The organism is Raoultibacter timonensis (assembly GCF_022845715.1).
In the GTDB taxonomy this organism is placed as follows: Bacteria; Actinomycetota; Coriobacteriia; order Coriobacteriales; family Eggerthellaceae; genus Raoultibacter; species Raoultibacter timonensis.
Genome location: NZ_AP025564.1, coordinates 2,788,615 through 2,804,540, shown reverse-complemented (window position 1 = coordinate 2,804,540; position 15,926 = coordinate 2,788,615). Strand labels below are relative to the sequence as shown.

At 67.4% G+C, this 15,926-nt stretch carries 16 protein-coding genes; 10 read left to right on the top strand and 6 right to left on the bottom strand.

From position 1 onward, the window contains the following. Position 1: 1 nt before the first annotated feature. The 5 genes from MWL89_RS11510 (at position 2) to MWL89_RS11490 (ending at position 5,815) form a co-directional block, all read left to right on the top strand. Positions 2-700, top strand: coding sequence for a hypothetical protein (locus MWL89_RS11510; RefSeq protein WP_244386135.1), 699 nt, complete (start codon positions 2-4; stop codon positions 698-700). Positions 701-702: 2 nt separating this feature from the next. After that, positions 703-1,704: a VirB6/TrbL-like conjugal transfer protein, CD1112 family gene (locus MWL89_RS11505; RefSeq protein WP_204244307.1), complete on the top strand. Its 1,002-nt coding sequence runs from the start codon at positions 703-705 to the stop codon at positions 1,702-1,704. Between the two features lie 109 nt (positions 1,705-1,813). After that, positions 1,814-2,272: a hypothetical protein gene (locus MWL89_RS11500; RefSeq protein WP_042433176.1), complete on the top strand. Its 459-nt coding sequence runs from the start codon at positions 1,814-1,816 to the stop codon at positions 2,270-2,272. 12 nt (positions 2,273-2,284) lie between these two features. Continuing rightward, complete coding sequence (locus MWL89_RS11495; protein WP_244386133.1) at positions 2,285-5,011, top strand: VaFE repeat-containing surface-anchored protein; 2,727 nt, start codon at positions 2,285-2,287, stop codon at positions 5,009-5,011. Between the two features lie 72 nt (positions 5,012-5,083). Next, the gene (locus tag MWL89_RS11490) at positions 5,084-5,815 is read left to right on the top strand and encodes a class B sortase (protein WP_244386131.1); all 732 of its coding nucleotides are present in this window, start codon (positions 5,084-5,086) and stop codon (positions 5,813-5,815) included. A gap of 205 nt (positions 5,816-6,020) precedes the next feature. Here the strand turns inward: MWL89_RS11490 and MWL89_RS11485 are convergent, their stop codons facing one another. The 6 genes from MWL89_RS11485 to MWL89_RS11460 all read right to left on the bottom strand — a co-directional run bounded on the left by MWL89_RS11485 (position 6,021) and on the right by MWL89_RS11460 (position 10,771). After that, positions 6,021-6,575, bottom strand: a complete 555-nt coding sequence (locus MWL89_RS11485) for a hypothetical protein (protein WP_244386129.1) — start codon at positions 6,573-6,575, stop codon at positions 6,021-6,023. Continuing rightward, complete coding sequence (locus MWL89_RS11480) at positions 6,572-7,843, bottom strand: relaxase/mobilization nuclease domain-containing protein (protein ID WP_244386127.1); 1,272 nt, start codon at positions 7,841-7,843, stop codon at positions 6,572-6,574. The genes MWL89_RS11485 and MWL89_RS11480 overlap by 4 nt, the downstream gene beginning before the upstream one ends. Then, positions 7,831-8,277, bottom strand: a complete 447-nt coding sequence (locus MWL89_RS11475) for a CopG family transcriptional regulator (RefSeq protein WP_244386126.1) — start codon at positions 8,275-8,277, stop codon at positions 7,831-7,833. Before MWL89_RS11475 ends, MWL89_RS11480 begins: the two co-directional genes overlap by 13 nt. 210 nt (positions 8,278-8,487) lie before the next feature. Continuing rightward, entirely contained in the window at positions 8,488-9,444 is a 957-nt protein-coding gene (locus MWL89_RS11470; RefSeq protein ID WP_244386124.1) for a ParB/RepB/Spo0J family partition protein, read from the bottom strand. Continuing rightward, positions 9,431-10,195, bottom strand: a complete 765-nt coding sequence (locus MWL89_RS11465; RefSeq protein WP_244386123.1) for a ParA family protein — start codon at positions 10,193-10,195, stop codon at positions 9,431-9,433. The genes MWL89_RS11470 and MWL89_RS11465 overlap by 14 nt, the downstream gene beginning before the upstream one ends. A gap of 204 nt (positions 10,196-10,399) precedes the next feature. Further along, complete coding sequence (locus tag MWL89_RS11460) at positions 10,400-10,771, bottom strand: YraN family protein (RefSeq protein ID WP_123219256.1); 372 nt, start codon at positions 10,769-10,771, stop codon at positions 10,400-10,402. A gap of 546 nt (positions 10,772-11,317) precedes the next feature. Between MWL89_RS11460 and MWL89_RS11455 the strand changes: the two genes are divergently transcribed. From MWL89_RS11455 to MWL89_RS11435, 5 genes are all read left to right on the top strand, one after another. After that, the gene (locus tag MWL89_RS11455) at positions 11,318-11,593 is read left to right on the top strand and encodes a hypothetical protein (RefSeq protein WP_244386122.1); all 276 of its coding nucleotides are present in this window, start codon (positions 11,318-11,320) and stop codon (positions 11,591-11,593) included. 168 nt (positions 11,594-11,761) lie between these two features. After that, positions 11,762-11,974 (top strand): YlcI/YnfO family protein, encoded by a 213-nt coding sequence (locus MWL89_RS11450; RefSeq protein WP_229079560.1) that lies wholly within the window; start codon positions 11,762-11,764, stop codon positions 11,972-11,974. 2 nt (positions 11,975-11,976) lie between these two features. Continuing rightward, on the top strand, positions 11,977-12,810 hold the full coding sequence (locus MWL89_RS11445; protein ID WP_117752658.1) for a GIY-YIG nuclease family protein: 834 nt from the start codon (positions 11,977-11,979) through the stop codon (positions 12,808-12,810). Next, positions 12,811-15,372, top strand: a complete 2,562-nt coding sequence (locus tag MWL89_RS11440; protein ID WP_244386121.1) for a type I restriction-modification system subunit M — start codon at positions 12,811-12,813, stop codon at positions 15,370-15,372. Between the two features lies 1 nt (position 15,373). Continuing rightward, positions 15,374-15,922, top strand: coding sequence for a restriction endonuclease subunit S (locus MWL89_RS11435; RefSeq protein ID WP_244386120.1), 549 nt, complete (start codon positions 15,374-15,376; stop codon positions 15,920-15,922). Positions 15,923-15,926 lie beyond the last annotated feature (4 nt).

The following is a 15,926-nucleotide window of genomic DNA, read 5'->3' as shown; positions in this document are numbered from 1 at the left end:
CATGGCCGCCGTCGCGGCAAGCGCGCTCACCGTGGCGCTCGGCGCGGGCGCGGCGCGCTGCGCCATCGCCCCGCAGGAAGGCGCGCAGGATAGTCCCCAGGAGCAAGAGCAGCCCGCGGCTGCAGGCGCCGACGTGGCAACCGGGAAGGCCGCCTCGGGCGCCGAGGCGCTCTGGAACACGGCATGGACGGGCGCAGACGACCCGACAGCCACGCTGCGGATCGTCGAGGGCGCCATGGTGGAGAGCGCGGGCGGCACCGAGCGCGCCTGGTTCTTCTCGGCCGAGGAGCCCTCCGAGGCCGGCGGCGCGCTCAGCGTGCCCATCGAGGTCAAGGGAACCGGCGACAAGGCGGGAGGCCTGTCGCTCATCCAGGTCTCGGGCGACGGGGACAAACGCACCCTGGCATGCGACCTCCTGACGCAGGCGTACGTGCCCCAGAAGGCGCAAGACGGAGCGTTCTCCGTGACCGGCACCGACGACCGCCTCTCCGAGGCGCTTGGCGCAGACGTCGCCGCCATCGAGGAGGCCGTCGCCGGGAAGGCGGCGGAGGTGTCCCCGCAGGCGACGGGAGCCACCTGGGACAAGGAGGTGTGGCTCGACTACGCCGGAAACGTCGCGTCGACGACCTTCACGCTCGACGACCCCGCCTCGACGGCGGTCACCGTGGTTTCGCGCGGCGGCTCGCTGGAGGCGATGTAGCCGTGCGGGCGCTTGAATCGCGACGCCGAAGGGCGTTCGCCATCTCCGCCGCGACGGCATTCGCCCTCTGCGCGCTCCTGCTCGTCCCCGCGCAGCCGGCATACGCCGACATAGCCGGGGACGTCAACGATTGGCTGTGCGGCCTTCTGCGCGACTGCTGCAACTGGATGTTCAAGGCGCAGACGGGCGTGCTCGGGTCAATCGGCGCGAACGGGATCCTCTCGGCCGACTTCGCGCACATGCTCACGAGCTCGAGCGACCTGACCATGCACGACGTCGCCCGGGGCGTATGGCAGGTTGCCATCCTGCCGATCGGGTGCGGGGTGCTCGGCCTGGTCTTCACCCTGAAGCTCATCGAGATCTCCCAGCGCATGGACGGCAGCCAGAGCCTTCCCGGCGTCAAGGAGGTCGTTTTCCTCCTCGTGTTCTTCGCCGTGTTCCTGTTCCTCATACAGAACAGCTTCGACCTGATGGCGTCGATCTACGAGGTCTGCGGGCTCGCCATCGACCGAGTCGAGGCGCTCTTCGGCGCCGGAGGCGCGCTCGACCTGCCCGAGGTGTCCGTCGTCACCACCGACGACGACATCCCGTCGCTCATCGCCATGCTCGTCGTGAGCCTCATCAGCTGGGTCGTGGTGCTGGCGGCCTACGTCGTCGCCCTCGTGGTCTGCTGGGCCCGCGCGCTCCAGCTCTACATCATGGCCGCGTTCGCCCCGATCCCGCTGGCGTTCCTCGGCATGGACGCCACGCGCCAGATAGGCCTTGGCTACCTGAAGAGCTTCGGGGCGGTCTGCATCGCCGGCGTCATTATCCTCGTGCTGCTCATATCGTTCCCGCTCGTGCTCGGCGGGCTCACCGGGGCGAACCCCGGGACGGGCACCCCGGCCGACGCGGTCGCGAACGGGCTCACCTACGCGCTGCAGTACCTGGCCATGTGCGTGCTGCTCATCCTGGCCCTCGTGAAAAGCGGCTCCTGGGCGCGCGACATCGTGAGCGGCTTCTAGCGGAAAAGCGAGGAAGGGGGCGGTCGCCATGAGATAGGGGCACCGCGCCGGGGCACGCGTCCCGGCGGATGAAGACAAGGACCGATTGAAAACGAAAAGGAGGAAAGACATGGAAGAGAGGAAGAACGTGTACCTCTCGCTGCACAAGAGCTTCGTGCGCGAGGGCATCGAGTACACCGACCGCGCGACCGGCGAGGCCAGGACCTTCAACTCGGCGACCCTTCCCAAGGGCACCGTCGTCGACGGCGTGGACGTGGGAGGCTACGAGTTCAGCCCCATGTTCGTGAACGAGAGCCGCTTCAAGGGGGCCGACTTCCGGGACATACCGCTGCTCGCGAACCGCGAGGTGTGGCTGAGGAAGACGGTGATGGGCCCGGACGGCCAGCCCGAGCTCGACGAGGGCGGCCGCGCGGTCAAGGACACCGTGAAGGTCATGCCGGCGCAGCTCAAGGAGGCCGTTGACGCAGGTCGCTCGCGCTACCTCGCGGAGCGCGCCGAGCACGCCCGCCAGGCGAGCCGCGCCGCCGAGCACGAGGCGCCCCGCGCCCAGCGAAGCGTCGAGAGATAGGGAGGCGGAAAGATGAACGCAGCGAAAGACTGCACCCTGCAGGAAAAGCTCCTCCGATGCGCCATGGCGCTCATCCTGGCGGCGGGGGCGCTGCTCGCCTCCGTGGCGGCCTCGCCCGCCTACGCCGCGCCGAGCACGGTAGACGTGTCCATCGGCGGCAAGATCCCCTACGGCGGCTTCGCCACCACGTGGATGAGCGCCGACGGGAACATCGCCTACTGCGCCGAGCCCTCGTCCCCGACGCCCGCGCCGGGCTCCTACTCGACGAGCCCCGTGCCGAGCGGCGACGTGACAGCGGCCATCTGGTACTCGTTCGGCTCTCCCGGCTTCGACGCGTCGATGTTCCCGGGCAGCTGGTACGACGGCGGCGGCTGGGACGACGCGAAGTACGCCGCGGCGAGCCACGTGCTCATCGCCTACGCCTACTCTGGGTCCGAGTCGGCTGCCACGCACGGCACGAGCGCCGAGTTCGCCTCCTGGGCGAAATCCGAGCTGATCGGCGGGACCTTCGCCAAGATGAAGGCGGGCGCCGGCAAGGTATCCGCCGGGTTCGAGGCGTTCTGCGTCAGGACCGGCGGCGGCTCCCAGACGCTCGTGAGCTTCAGCTGGTCCGCAGGCGGCGTCAAGGTCGCCAAAGAGGACTCCGAGGCGGGCGCCGAGCCCCAGGGCGACGCCTCGCTCGACGGCGCGAGCTTCTCCGTAGTGAACGAGACCGGCCGATACGTGCTGGTCTGCGGCAAGTACTACGCCGACGGCGAGGTCTGCGCCACGATCAAGACCGCTCCCGAGGACGGGTCGCACGTCGCCGCCACCGGCGCCGGCGCGCTTCCCGCGGGCAGCTACCGCATCGTCGAGTCCGGAGCGCCCGAGGGCTACGACGCCAGCGACACCCCCGTCGCGTTTGCCGTGAAGGCCGGCGAGGTAGCCGACCTCACGGGCGACCCCGTGACCGACGAGGTCTTCCGCGGCGGCGTGCAGGTGACCAAGTCCGACAAGGAGCTGCAGGCGTCCGAGGCGCTCGCGGGCAGCGGCCACAAGGAGGCGCCTGGCGAGCACCCCGGCCTCGACGGGATCGAGTTCACCGTCACGAACCGCTCGGCGCACAAGGTCCTCGTTGACGGCGAATGGCGCGAGCCGGGCGAAGCCGTGGCCACGCTGACCACCGCATGGAACGACGAGGCCGGCGCCTACACCGCGCAGACCGCGGCCAACGCACTGCCGTACGGAACCTACGACGTGCGGGAGACGGCGACGAACGGGAGCTACCTGCTGACCGACGGCGAGCCCCGCGCCTTCGAGGTCCGCACCGGCGGCGAGATCGTGAGCGCCTCCGCGGACGGCGCCGCGCTCGAGTTCCGCGACCAGGTGGTGCGCAACGACCTCGAGCTCTCCAAGAAGAGCGAGTCCGACAACGCCGGCCTCATGGTCCCGTTCGCCATCGAGAACGCGGCCACCGGCGAGACTCACGTGCTGGTCACGGACCGCAACGGCGACGCGTCGACCGCGAGCAGCTGGAACAAGCACTCGAGGGGCACCAACGCCAACGACGCCCTGCTCGGCCACGAGGGCCCGATTGCTGCCGCCGACATGGACCCGAAGGCCGGCATCTGGTTCTCGCTCGGCGAGGACGGCTCCTCGGCACCGGTCGACGACTCGCTGGCGGCCCTGCCGTACGGCGCCTACACCATGACCGAGCTGCGCTGCGATGCCAACGAGGGCCTCGAGCTCATCACGAGGAGCTTCTGGATCGATCGCGACTCGACGGTCGCGAAGGCCGTGTGGATGGGCCTCGACGACCAGGAGGGCCCGCGCATCTCCACCACCGCAAAGGACGGCGCGGACGGCGACAAGGACGTCTCGGCCGACGCCGAGGCCAAAGTCGTCGACGCGGTCGCCTACGAGGGGCTGAAAGCCGGCGAGGAATACGAGCTCTCGGCAACCCTCCTCGACAAGGCGACCGGCGAGCCCGTGGCCGACGCCTCGGGCAAGCCCGTTGAGGCCAAGGCCGGGTTCGAGCCCGCGCTCTCGACGGGCAGCCAGGACGTCGAGATCGCCTTCGACGCGAGCCTGCTCGGCGGCCGCGACCTGGTCGTGTTCGAGAGCCTGCGCAAGGACGGCGCCGAGGTGGCGTCGCACGCGGACCTCTCCGACGAGGGCCAGACCGTCCACGTCGCCGTCGAGGTGGGCACCCAGGCGGCCGACGCCGCCGACGGCGACCAGGTGATCGAGGCCGGCAAGGCCAAGGTCGTCGACACGGTGGCCTACAAGGGCCTCGTCCCCGGCGAGACCTACATCGCCGTGGGCACGCTCATGGACAAGGGCACCGGAGAGCCGTTCCTCGACAAGGACGGCAACGAGGTGACCGCGCGCACGCCCTTCGAGCCCGAGGCGCCCTCCGGCACCGTCGAGGTGACCTTCGAGTTCGACACCGAGGGCCTGGCCGAGGGAGACGAGCTCGTCGTCTTCGAGAAGGTCCTGGACTCCGCCGGCAACGTCGTCGCGGCCCACGAGGACATCGACTCCGCCGAGCAGAGCGTCGTCGTGGACAACCCCGACACGCCCGAGGTGCCCGAGGAGCCCTACGCCAAGACCGGGGCCGACGCCCCCGACGGCACCGGCTACGCCGCGGCCGCGGGCATCGCCCTGGCAGCTGCGGCGGGCGCGGGCGGAGCGCTCGCGTACCGCAAGCGCAAGGCGGCCGCGAGCAAGGACGAGGCGGCCGAAAAGCCGGAAGAGTAGCGGCGCCGCATCGGCACCGAACCGGAGGCCCTGGGCGCTCGCCCGGGGCCTCCCCTGCGAACGGGGGAGGACATGAACAAAGGGAAAGCCGCCACGGCGCTCGCCATTGCCGTGGCGTTGCTGGCGCTGGCGGCGCTCGCCGTCCTGCCGCAGCCCGAGAGGAACCCGTACGTGGTGCGCGAGGTGCCCGCTGCGGAAGAGGACGCGGCAATGGAGGCTCAAGAGACGGGAGGCGGAATCGACTGGGACGCCCTTCCCGCCTCCGTCGTCGCTTGGGTGCGCGTGCCGGGCACGACCGTCGACTACCCGATCGTCCAGGGCCGGCCCGAATCGCCCGACTTCTACCTCACGCACGATGCTAACGGCGAGCGCTCCGCATGGGGCGCTCCCTACATCGACGCCGGGTGCGCGCAGGGCGCCGAGAGCCCGCTCGTCATCGTCTACGGGCACCACATGTCCGACGGCACCATGTTCGCGCCGCTCGCGCAATACTCGTCGCGCGGCTTCGCCGAGGGGCACCGCACCATCCATGTCTTCACCCGCGAGAAGGCGATCGAGCTCGAGGTCTTCGCGGCCGACGTGGTCGACGCGAGCTCGGAGGGCAAGCGGACCGACTTCGCCGACGCGGCGGATCTCGACGCCTACCTCGGGGACAAATTGTCCCGGTGCGAGGTCGTCCTGGAAGATTCGGCGGACGTCGCGCATGCCTGGGCCTTCGTGACGTGCAGCTACCAGACGAGCAACTCGCGCACCGTCGTCTACGCGAAGGAGGTGGAAGGATGGGATTCGCGCCCTTCGGAATAGGGCTCCTCATGGGGCTCCTCACGCTCACGGCCTACGCCTGCTGCGCAGCCGGCGACGACGACCGGGACTAGCCGTGGGAAATCGAAATCGCACAACGGAAAGAGGCGGGCAGTTGCCCGCCTCTTCTCACATCACCCACTTGAACACGGCGCGGAACAGCCAGACGAAAAAGCCCAGCGTGACCTTAAGCGCCGCCATGAGGAACCTACCAAGCCTCTTCATCGACGTCACCCCAATCTTCCTTGACCTTGCGGGCGCCCTCGTCGGCGCCCCCTTCCTTCTCTTCCGCGAGCAGCCTCGCCAGCTCGTCTGGCACGCCCGGGACCTCCGCCCTCCCCAGTGCGCGCTGCAGGTCCCTTATCTGCGATTTCAGCGGTTTTGAGGGAGGACCCACGTGCTCGCGGTAGCAGGCGCCGATCGCTGCCGCGTCGCACAGGTACCCCCGCACCCGGGCGAACGCCTCGTCCCCGTCGAGCAGGACGCGGCGGGCTCGCCCGAGCTCGGCCTCCGAGGCCAGCATGAAGCGCCACCCGCGGGACCTGCGCGCCGCCGGGATGCCGTCCGCGGGCGCGTCGGCGCGCCAGTCGTCTCGCACCTGGTGCCAGTTCGCCGTGAGCCAGAGCCCCTTCTCGGGCTCCTCGCGCATCTCGAGCTCGAACTCCGTGAGCATGTTCGCGCCGGAGAACGGCGACCCTTCCGTGAACGAGAGCGTGTCGAACAGCGTCGTCCTGCCGCCCTCGTACTCTATCCTCACCATCATCTCCGGCCCCTCTCCCTGCGCTGGTCCTGCTGGGCCCGCTGCCGCTCGGCGGCGAGGATGCGCTGCTGCTCGTCCGCTCGGTGGCACTGGCGCGAATTGCCGCTGGCATCGTCGCGCCCTTCACCGTCCCCGTAGCGGGTCTTGAGCGGCATGAGCCCGTTCTCGGCCATGTAGGCGCGCGCAGCCTCGAGGCGGCGGCACCCCTCGCCGCCCGCCTGGCCGCGGCGCTCGAGCGTCGCCATCCTGAGCCCGAACTCCTCGATGGACTCGACGTCGAACTTCGCGCACGTCTCGAGCGCCGAGGAGAGCCTGCTCAGCTCCGAGAGGTCGTTGAGCTCGAGGGCCCGCTCGGCGGCCTCGCGGATTCGCGCGGTGCTCGCGTCCGTGGGGCGGTAGGCGCCTTCGCGCTCGAAGCGCCGGCTGAGCATCTCCTTGCCGTAGACGAACCCCAGGCGCTCGCCGCTGACCTTCTTGGACGGCTCCTCGGCCAGGCTGAACACCCAGTCGTCCCGCCGCGCCTTGGCCGAGTTGTCGGCGACGTGCACGCCCAGGGCGTCGAGGATGCCGAGGAACTCCGCCTCGTCGCGCGCCGTGGTCTTGGCGAGCGCGACGCGGGCGCGGATGTCGCCGACCCACGAGTAGCCGCCAGAGCGCATGATCTCCTTCTCGGCCCGGCCCAGGTAGACGTTCCTGCGGCTCCTGGGCCCGCCCGCGCCGGCATGCCCGCGCGCCTTCGAGGGGGATTCGGGCGCCCGGTCGTTGGAGAGACCCGACAGCCCGCGCTCGCGGGCCATGTCCTGCAGGTCGCGGTTGAGGTCCTCGGGATGCTGGGTCTGCATGCGGTAGCCGGTGCGGAGGTTGGCGTTGTTCACGACGATGTGCGCGTGCGGTATGCCGCGGGCGTTGTCGTCGTGGTAGACGATGGTGATCTCGTGGTCGCCGAAGTGCTTGAGCGCCCACGAGCACGCGAGCTCTCGCAGCGCAGCCAGGTCGATGTCGTCGCCGGGGTCCGGCGAGAGCACGAAGTGCTTGAACGTGCGGGCGGGCTTTCCCCTCCAGGGTGCGTCCGTGCCGAACGCGGCGCGCGTGGCGTCCATCTCGGCGTCCCAGGCGCAGGCCTCCTTTGCCTCGTCTCCCAGCGCGCCGGCGTCGCGCTCGTCGTAGCTCAGATTGAACAGGTCTCGCGCCAGGGCGCGGCCTCCCTTCTCGAGGTAGCGGCGGATGCCGCCCGTCGAGCCGTGGCCGCTTATCGGCTTCAGGATCGGCATGGCGATCCCTCCACGAGCGAGTCGGCCCCGATGCGCCCGAGCTCGGCCGCCATCTCTCGGGCCGCACCGTTCACGTCGGCGAGCTCCCGCTCGATCGTCGGGATGCTCTCCGCGACGAGGTCCCGGTCGACATGCCCGTGGCGCGCATGGAAGTTGATGAGGTTCATCGCGTGCACGGCCTGGTTGTAGTGGTAGCCCCACTTCGTGAGCTCGCGCGACATCGCCCACAGGGCCCTGCGGTCCACGAGTATGCGGTGCTCGTCTCCCGCGTTGGCCTCAGTCGACAGCGGTATGCGCACGAGGTAGCGCAGGTACTCCGACTTGCTGAGGCCGGCGCGCTCGCACCGCTCGCAGAGCGCGTCGTAGTCGCTTCCCTCCATGCGGAACGTGACGCGGCGCTCCTTGCCCCCGGCGCCGCCGGTGCTCTCTTCCATTGCGGATTCCTTTCCTCTGGCCCGCCGCGCGGCGGGCGCGTCTCTCTAGGGGCGCGGGGGATCCCCCGCAGGCGGCGGCCCGGCTCGGGCGCCGCCTCTGGGACCGGGCCTCGCGAAAGCGGGCTCCCGAACGGCCCGCGGCATGACGGGTCCGAGGCCGCCCGGTCCCCAAGTGCTATGGACGCCCGACGCGATGTCGGACGCCATAGGCTACTTGCTGGATTTCGAGCGTGAAGCCCTTCTTCGGACCTTCCGGGCCCCTGCGCCCGCCTCCGCGTAGGGCGCGGTCATGAGCGCCATCTCCCGCAGCAGCGAGAGGTCGGCCGGGCTCGGGCTCTCGGGCGGGCTCTCGAGGAAGTCGGCAACGAGCCTCGCAGCCTTGGCGATGCGCCCGTCGGGGCCGGCCTGGGCCTTCCCCTCGCTCCTCACGTAGTCGGAGAGCTCCCGCTTGGTGCGCCGCCAGGGCTCCATGGCGGCGTGCATCTCCGCCTGGCGCTCCTTCGGCATGCCCGCGAGCGAGCGCACCGCCTCGGCGCTGAGGTTGCCGCGGTCGGCCTCGGCGGCCCACTCGGGTGAGAGGTCCTCGGCGATGCGGCGGGCAAGCCTCTCCTCGCGCGCGATGGTCTTGCCGGAGACCTTGCGACCCGTCTGCCGCTCGATGATGGCGGCCTTAACGTCGTCGACGCGCATGCCGGAAAGCGACGGGTCCTCGGAGCGCAGGCGCACGGCGTCGCCCCTGAGCGCCTCGGTCGCGGCTGCGCGCTCGGTCACGGTGAGAGCGCGGGTGAAGTAGTTCGCGGCGTGGAGCAGCGTCACCGCCCGCTCGTCGTCGATGCCCTCTATCACGCGGCAGGGCATCCTCTCGTAGGCGGGGTCGTCCTTCGCGAGCAGCGCGTAGGCGGCCTTGCGGCGGTGCCCGGAGACCATCTGCCACGAGCCGTCGCCCATCTTGCGAACGAGCGGCAGGTCGGTGAGGCCGTCCTGGCGTATCGACTCGGCGAGCTCGGCTATGCCCGCCGGGTCCATGGAGTACGCGGCGTTCGCAGGGTGGTCGGCGATGTCGGCCACCGCGATCTCGGACACCGGGTAGCGCCCGCGGGTGCGCGACGCGCCGTCGAGCAGCCCCGTGATGGTGAAGCCCGCGGCCACCTGGCTAGGCGAGCTCACGGGACACCTCGTCGGCGAGTGCCTCGTAGTCGCGCGCGGGGCGGCTCCCCGGCTCGAAGGCCGCCACCGGCTTCCACTGCCAGCTTCCCTCGCAGACCTTGCTGCTCGCGTGGATGACCGTCTCGAACTGCTCGTCCGGGAAGAAGCCGTCGAGCACGGCCGCGCCCGTGGCCTCGGCGTTGGTCATGCGGCCGGGCACGCAGGTGCGCAGTATCTTCCATCTGGGCGTGGGCATGCGCAGGGCGTCCGCGATGGAGCGCGTCGCCTCCACTGTGAGCGCGGTGCCGCGCATCACGGTGGAGTCGAGCTTCACGGGGATGACGACCATACCGCCCTCCGCCGCGGCGAGGTAGGCGTTGAAGGCGAGCCTGCGCATCACGGGGCTGCAGTCGATCAGGCAGGCGTCGTAGGAGCCCGAGGCGTCGTCGAGTGCGAACTTGAGGCGCTGCTCGCGCAGGAGCATCTCGTTCTGGTCTACGAGGTCGATGGTCGAGGCCACCACGTCGAGGTTCTCCCCGGCGGCGTAGGCGACCTCCTCCACGGGCGCGCCGCCGTAGAGCAGCTCGACCGAGGTGCGGCGCTCTGAGGCGGCCCGGTCGTAGAGGCCGAAGAAGTCGGTGGCCGACGCCTGCGGGTCGAGGTCGACGAGCAGGGTCCGAAGGCCCCGGGCGGCAAAGATGGCCGCCAGGTTCACGGCGGTCGTCGTCTTGCCGACGCCGCCCTTGTAGTTGGAAATGGCTATCGTGCGCATGGGTCGCGTCCTCTCTAGCGTGGGGCGCGCCTCGCCGCATCCGGTCCGGCGCGCCCCGAGTCTCGGAGCGTCGGGACAAAACCGTACGGATTTGTCCGACAAGCGGAGTGTACCACGAAAACGTACGGATATGTACGCTTTCGTGGTACAGGGGCCGGATTTCGGGGAAACCCGGCCCCGGGAGCCCGGGGCCGGGCGAGCCGCCTAGGAGAGCGGCTCCATCTCGCCGAAGCAGTTGACGTGGTGGCGCAGGAGCGCTCGGTTCTCCTTGACGACCATCATCGCCACCTCGTCGAAGCGGACCGGGGTGTCGGCGTAGTCGTCGCCGTTGCCGGCGAGCCACGCCGCCGCCAGCGCCTCGCGCAGCCCGCGCGCCCTGTGGGCCTCGGGGAAGCCGTCCGTCCCGATGCGGACCGTGGCGTCGACGAACACCAGGGTCCCGTCCTCGTCCACCGCCACGAGGTCGATTCCGCCGATGCCCTCGGGGCCCTGCCAGGCCTCGTCGACGATCTCGTAGCCCTTGCGCTCGAGGAAGGCCTTGACCGCGCCCATCGCCTTTTCCTTCATGTCGTTCATGTCTTGCTCCTTAGACTCTGAGGCCCGCCCCTGTGGCGTGCCTTGCGCCGCGTGAGTCGCATGCAGCGCGGGCGTGCCGGCAAGGGAGGAAGCGAAGTCGGACGTGGTTATAGAAATCTCCCGACGGCAGTTTTTCGCGTTGTTCGCGCGCGGAGCGCATGGGGCGAAGAACCCGAAAAAGTGTCGCGCCCCTTGCGGGGAGCTCGCCGGCGTGCGACCCTGCGCGTCCAAGGAGCGCCGGGGCGGGTTTCGGATCGGAGGGGCGCAGACGTGCGGCATGGAATCGGGCATGGGCGCCAGGGCTTTGCGGGCGTGGGATGCGACCCGTCGGCGGTTGCTGGGCTCCCACGGAGATTGGCGACGACGTCGCTGCGGGGACGGAAGCGGGTTCCCGAGCCGTGGTGCCGCGGCATGAGTCAGGACGGACGGCTTTCCCGTGCCGCTTGCGGCCGATGTGCGCACGAGATCGCTGGCGGTGAGGCTTTTCGTTGCGCGGAACGGCTACGGTGCTGCGCGACACGTCCGTTGTGAGAAGGAGACAAGCAGATGTTGGGCTACGAAGAAAAGGTAGAGCGCCTCGAACTGCTCGACGCGGTGGCGGATGCCGGGAGGCTGGCGAGGGGCTTGGACCAGTTGCTCGAGTCCCTGGCGCATGCCGACCAGCTGGACCCGCTCGACGTCGAGGGGATCCTGGCCCTGAGGTCGATAAGCGAGAGGTGCGCCGAGCGCATCGACGGCGCCGCGCGAATCTTGGAGGCTCAGAACGAGGTTCTCTACGCCGAGGAGCGGGCAAACGCCAAACCTCGCGAAAACGAGAGGTGAGGACCCAAACGAAAGCGGCCATCCAAGCCCAATCAGGGCGTCCTTCGCCGTCGGCGCTCATATAAAGCCTGGGCATCGGCTGTCCTCGCATTCCCAGTGCCGCCGCGTGCTGCCGCGTTATAATGCTGCAAACGCATTTGTATTGCATTTCGAGCGATGGGAGCGCAGATGCCTGACAGCTACAAGGAGCTCATTAAGGGCAACCCCGACGAGACCGAGATCAGAAGTTTCCTGGTGGACGGCGACCAGGTCTCCGTGACCCTGCGCATCCCCGACACCCTGCGCGACGCGGCGAAGGAGGAGGCGGCCCTGCGGGGCATGAGCTTCTCCGCCTTCGTGCGCACCTGCATGATCGAAGAGCTCGCGAAGAAGGGGGCGTGAGCATGATCCGAGTCAAGACCCTCACCGTCCAGCTCATAGACGCGCAGCCGGACCGCATCCGCATCTGCCGCATCGACGGCGAGTCGCTTGTGACCGTCGTCGTTCCGAGGGAGGACCTCGCAGAGGCGAAGTCGCTGCCGAACATCCCGCAGCGCGGCGTCTACTACCTGCTCGACGAGGACCACGGCAACGTGAGCCGCGTCTACGCTGGGCAGACGACCCAGGGCATCGCCCGGCTCGACGCACACAAAGCAAAGAAGGAGTTCTGGAACAAGGCCGTCATGTTCCTCGACGACGACCAGAACATCAGCAGAGACGCGCTGGACGTCCTCGAGGCAAAGGCCATCGACTACGTGCGCACCCACGGCTCGTACGAGACCGACAACTCGGCGACGCCCAAGCCCTACGTCGACCCGTACAAGGAAGAGGCCGTCGAGCGCCTGCACGAGAGGATCCTCTTCAGGATGGCGGCTCTGGGGTACGACCTCGACAGGGTCGACCGGGGTCCCGCGGGTGCGCCGGCGGTCTTCCACACGAAGAAGAACGGCATACGCGGGGCGGGGCGCTACGACAAGGCCAGCGGGCACTTCACCGTGCTCGCCGGTTCGAAAGTGAACCTCTCGAGGCCCGTGCTGAAGAACGCAGGCGTCGCGGCCGTGCGCAGGGAGATCTTCGGCGATTCGGGCGGCATCGCAGAGCTCGCCGAGGACCTCGAGTTCCCGACGCCCAGCGCCGCGGCGGTGTTCGTGCTCGGCGGCAGCCAGAACGGCTGGACCGAATGGGTAAGCGACGACGGGGAAACGCTCAACCAAGTCTATAGAAGCGAGGAAAACTAGATGAACAAGCAGCAGCTGGCCTCCAAGATATGGGAGTCCGCCAACAAGATGCGATCCAAGATCGAGGCTAACGAGTACAAGGACTACATTCTGGGATTCATCTTCTACAAGTTCCTGTCCGAGACCGAGGTTGCCCGCCTGAAGGCGCGCGACTTCGCCGAGGAGGACCTGCCCAGCCTGGTGGAAGACGACGAGGAGACGGTCGAGTTCGTCAAGGGCGAGTGCGGCTACTTCATCGCCTATGACAACCTCTTCTCCACCTGGGTCGCTAAGGGCGGCGACTTCGAGATATCGAACGTGCGCGACGCCCTCTCTGCCTTTAGCCGCAACATCGACCCTGCCCGCAAGCGCGTTTTCGACGGCATCTTCGACACGCTGCAGACGGGCCTCTCCAAGCTGGGCACCGATGCGCGCAGCCAGTCCAAGGCAGCCCGCGACCTCATCTATCTCATTAAGGACATCCCGATGGACGGTCGCCAGGACTACGACGTGCTTGGCTTCATCTACGAGTACTTGATCAGCAACTTCGCCGCCAACGCCGGTAAGAAAGCAGGCGAGTTCTATACGCCGCACGAAGTCTCCATGCTCATGAGCGAGATAGTCTCGTGGCACCTGGCCGGACGCGAGAACATCACTATCTACGACCCCACGAGCGGATCGGGCTCGCTGCTTATCAATATCGGCAAAGCCGTGGCGCGACGCAACGGCGACCCGGACTCCATCAAGTATTATGCGCAGGAGCTCAAGGAAAACACCTACAACCTCACGCGCATGAACCTGGTTATGCGCGGAATACTCCCCGACAACATCGTGGCGCGCAATGGCGATACGCTCGAAGACGACTGGCCCTGGTTCGATACGGTCGAGAACAAGGACGAGACCTACGATCCGCTGTTCGTCGATGCCGTGGTGTCTAATCCTCCGTACTCCCAGAACTGGGATCCCGAAGACAAGGAGCTCGATCCGCGTTTCAAGTTCGGCGTTGCCCCTAAATCCAAGGCCGATTACGCTTTCCTTTTGCATGATTTGTACCACTTGCGCCCCGACGGCATCATGTGCATCGTTCTGCCCCATGGCGTGCTGTTCCGCGGCGGCGAGGAGGGAACCATCCGAAAAAACTTGGTGGAGAACCGCCACATCCAGGCCATCATAGGCCTTCCTGCCAACATCTTCTTCGGTACGGGCATCCCGACCATCGTCATGGTGCTTCGCAAGCAGCGCGAGACGAGCGACGTGCTGGTCGTGGATGCGTCGAAGCACTTTGTGAAGGAAGGCAAGAACAACAAGCTGCGGGCAAGCGACATCAAGCGTATCGTCGACGCCGTGACAACGAACGCGACCGTCGACAAGTTCAGCCGCCTGGTTCCCATCGACGAGATCCGAGCCAACGACTATAACCTCAACATCCCGCGCTATGTGGACTCGTCCGAAGCTGCCGAGAGCTGGGACGTGTACGCCACCATGTTCGGCGGCGTGCCGAAGGCCGAGGTCGACGCGCTCGAGCGCTACTGGAAGGTATGGCCGAGCCTCAAAGGGCAGCTCTACCGCGACGCCGGCGGGTCGTGCCTTGCGCCCGCGACCGACGACGTTGCGCAAGCGGCGAAGGGAAACGCCGACGTCCGCGCCTTCCTGGGCGGCTACCGTGATGCGATAGGCAATTTACCTGCCGCGCTGCGAAGCCGTTTGGTAGACGGCGCCGATGAAGTCGATACCGTGGCGGAGGAAGAGGCCATCGCAGAGCTTTTGAAAGACGCGCTGGCGGGCGTGGCCCTTATCGACGGCTACGACGCCTACCAGGCGCTCGACGACGCCTGGGCGGGAATCTCCGGCGACCTGGAGGTCATCCAGACCGAGGGGAAAGGCGCCGTGCGCAAGGTAGACCCGAATATGGTGGTCAAGAAGAAGAACGGCAAAGACGTCGAGGTGCAGGACGGCTGGGCTGGCCGCATCCTGCCGTTTGCGCTTGTGCAAGAACGCCTGCTTGCCGAAGATGTCAAGGAGATTGCTTCCCGCGATTCCCGCCTAGGCGAGATATCGCAGGAAATTGACGAGATTCTCGAGAGCTTCGACGAGATGGACAAGGAATCTTCCGCTGCTGTCAGCGACGAAGGCTCGTTTGTGGCGGCAGAGCTCAAGAAGGCCGTGAAGGCTATCGGAAAGCACCCCGAAAACGATTTCGAGCAAGGTCTGGTTCGTGCGCAGGCGCTGCTCGATGAGGAGAAAGGCCTCAAGAAGGCGAACAAGGAAGCGAGAGCGGCTCTTGAGGAGACGACCAAGGAGGTCATCGAGGGCCTGACCGACGCCCAGTGCGACGATCTGCTGGCTGCCAAGTGGATAGAGCCGCTGCAGGCCGAGCTCCTGGCCCTTCCCGAAACCGTTGTGAGCGATTTCATCGCGAAGGTAGCTGCGCTCAACGCCAAATACGCGACAACCTACTCGGACGTGTGCAACCAGATAGATGATGCAGAAAGCCAGCTGGCAGACATGCTGGGGCAGCTCACGGGCAACGAGTACGACATGGCGGGCATCGCCGAGCTGCGCAAGCTGCTGGGCGGTGAGTAGCATGGCGGAGAAGCAGAATACGCCAGAAATCCGCTTCAAGGGTTTCACTGACCCTTGGGAACAGCGTAAGTTGGGGGGTATTGCCCCTGTAACAATGGGGCAATCCCCAAATGGAGCTTGCTATACGGACAATCCAAACGATGCTGTTCTCGTTCAGGGAAATGCCGATTTGAAAGATGGCTGGGTTTTTCCTCGTGTCTGGACTACAGAGATCACGAAAACAGCCAAAGCTGGAGATCTAATCATGAGCGTTCGTGCTCCTGTCGGCGCAGTGGGAAAAACCGCCTATGACGTGGTCCTCGGCCGCGGTGTTGCCGGAATTGCCGGCAATGAGTTTCTGTTTCAAGCCTTGTCTAAAAAGGAAGCCGAGGGGTATTGGTCTACTGTTTCTGCTGGTTCGACCTTTGATTCTATTAATGGAGACGAACTCAGAAATACGCCGGTCGATTATCCCCGCAGCAAGCCAGAGCGTGAGGCGGTTGGAAGCTGTTTATCTAGAATCGATTGCCTCATCACCCTTCATCAGCGTACGCAATCCGCCCCCTTATAAACAA

What these genes read in the sequence shown, in the direction of transcription:
- MWL89_RS11510 (WP_244386135.1), top strand. Translation starts at nt 2, where the DNA reads ATGGCCGCCGTCGCGGCAAGCGCGCTCACCGTGGCGCTCGGCGCGGGC.
- MWL89_RS11500 (WP_042433176.1), top strand. Translation starts at nt 1,814, where the DNA reads ATGGAAGAGAGGAAGAACGTGTACCTCTCGCTGCACAAGAGCTTCGTG.
- MWL89_RS11495 (WP_244386133.1), top strand. Translation starts at nt 2,285, where the DNA reads ATGAACGCAGCGAAAGACTGCACCCTGCAGGAAAAGCTCCTCCGATGC.
- MWL89_RS11490 (WP_244386131.1), top strand. Translation starts at nt 5,084, where the DNA reads ATGAACAAAGGGAAAGCCGCCACGGCGCTCGCCATTGCCGTGGCGTTG.
- MWL89_RS11485 (WP_244386129.1), bottom strand. Translation starts at nt 6,575, where the DNA reads ATGATGGTGAGGATAGAGTACGAGGGCGGCAGGACGACGCTGTTCGAC.
- MWL89_RS11480 (WP_244386127.1), bottom strand. Translation starts at nt 7,843, where the DNA reads ATGCCGATCCTGAAGCCGATAAGCGGCCACGGCTCGACGGGCGGCATC.
- MWL89_RS11475 (WP_244386126.1), bottom strand. Translation starts at nt 8,277, where the DNA reads ATGGAAGAGAGCACCGGCGGCGCCGGGGGCAAGGAGCGCCGCGTCACG.
- MWL89_RS11465 (WP_244386123.1), bottom strand. Translation starts at nt 10,195, where the DNA reads ATGCGCACGATAGCCATTTCCAACTACAAGGGCGGCGTCGGCAAGACG.
- MWL89_RS11460 (WP_123219256.1), bottom strand. Translation starts at nt 10,771, where the DNA reads ATGAACGACATGAAGGAAAAGGCGATGGGCGCGGTCAAGGCCTTCCTC.
- MWL89_RS11455 (WP_244386122.1), top strand. Translation starts at nt 11,318, where the DNA reads ATGTTGGGCTACGAAGAAAAGGTAGAGCGCCTCGAACTGCTCGACGCG.
- MWL89_RS11450 (WP_229079560.1), top strand. Translation starts at nt 11,762, where the DNA reads ATGCCTGACAGCTACAAGGAGCTCATTAAGGGCAACCCCGACGAGACC.
- MWL89_RS11445 (WP_117752658.1), top strand. Translation starts at nt 11,977, where the DNA reads ATGATCCGAGTCAAGACCCTCACCGTCCAGCTCATAGACGCGCAGCCG.
- MWL89_RS11440 (WP_244386121.1), top strand. Translation starts at nt 12,811, where the DNA reads ATGAACAAGCAGCAGCTGGCCTCCAAGATATGGGAGTCCGCCAACAAG.
- MWL89_RS11435 (WP_244386120.1), top strand. Translation starts at nt 15,374, where the DNA reads ATGGCGGAGAAGCAGAATACGCCAGAAATCCGCTTCAAGGGTTTCACT.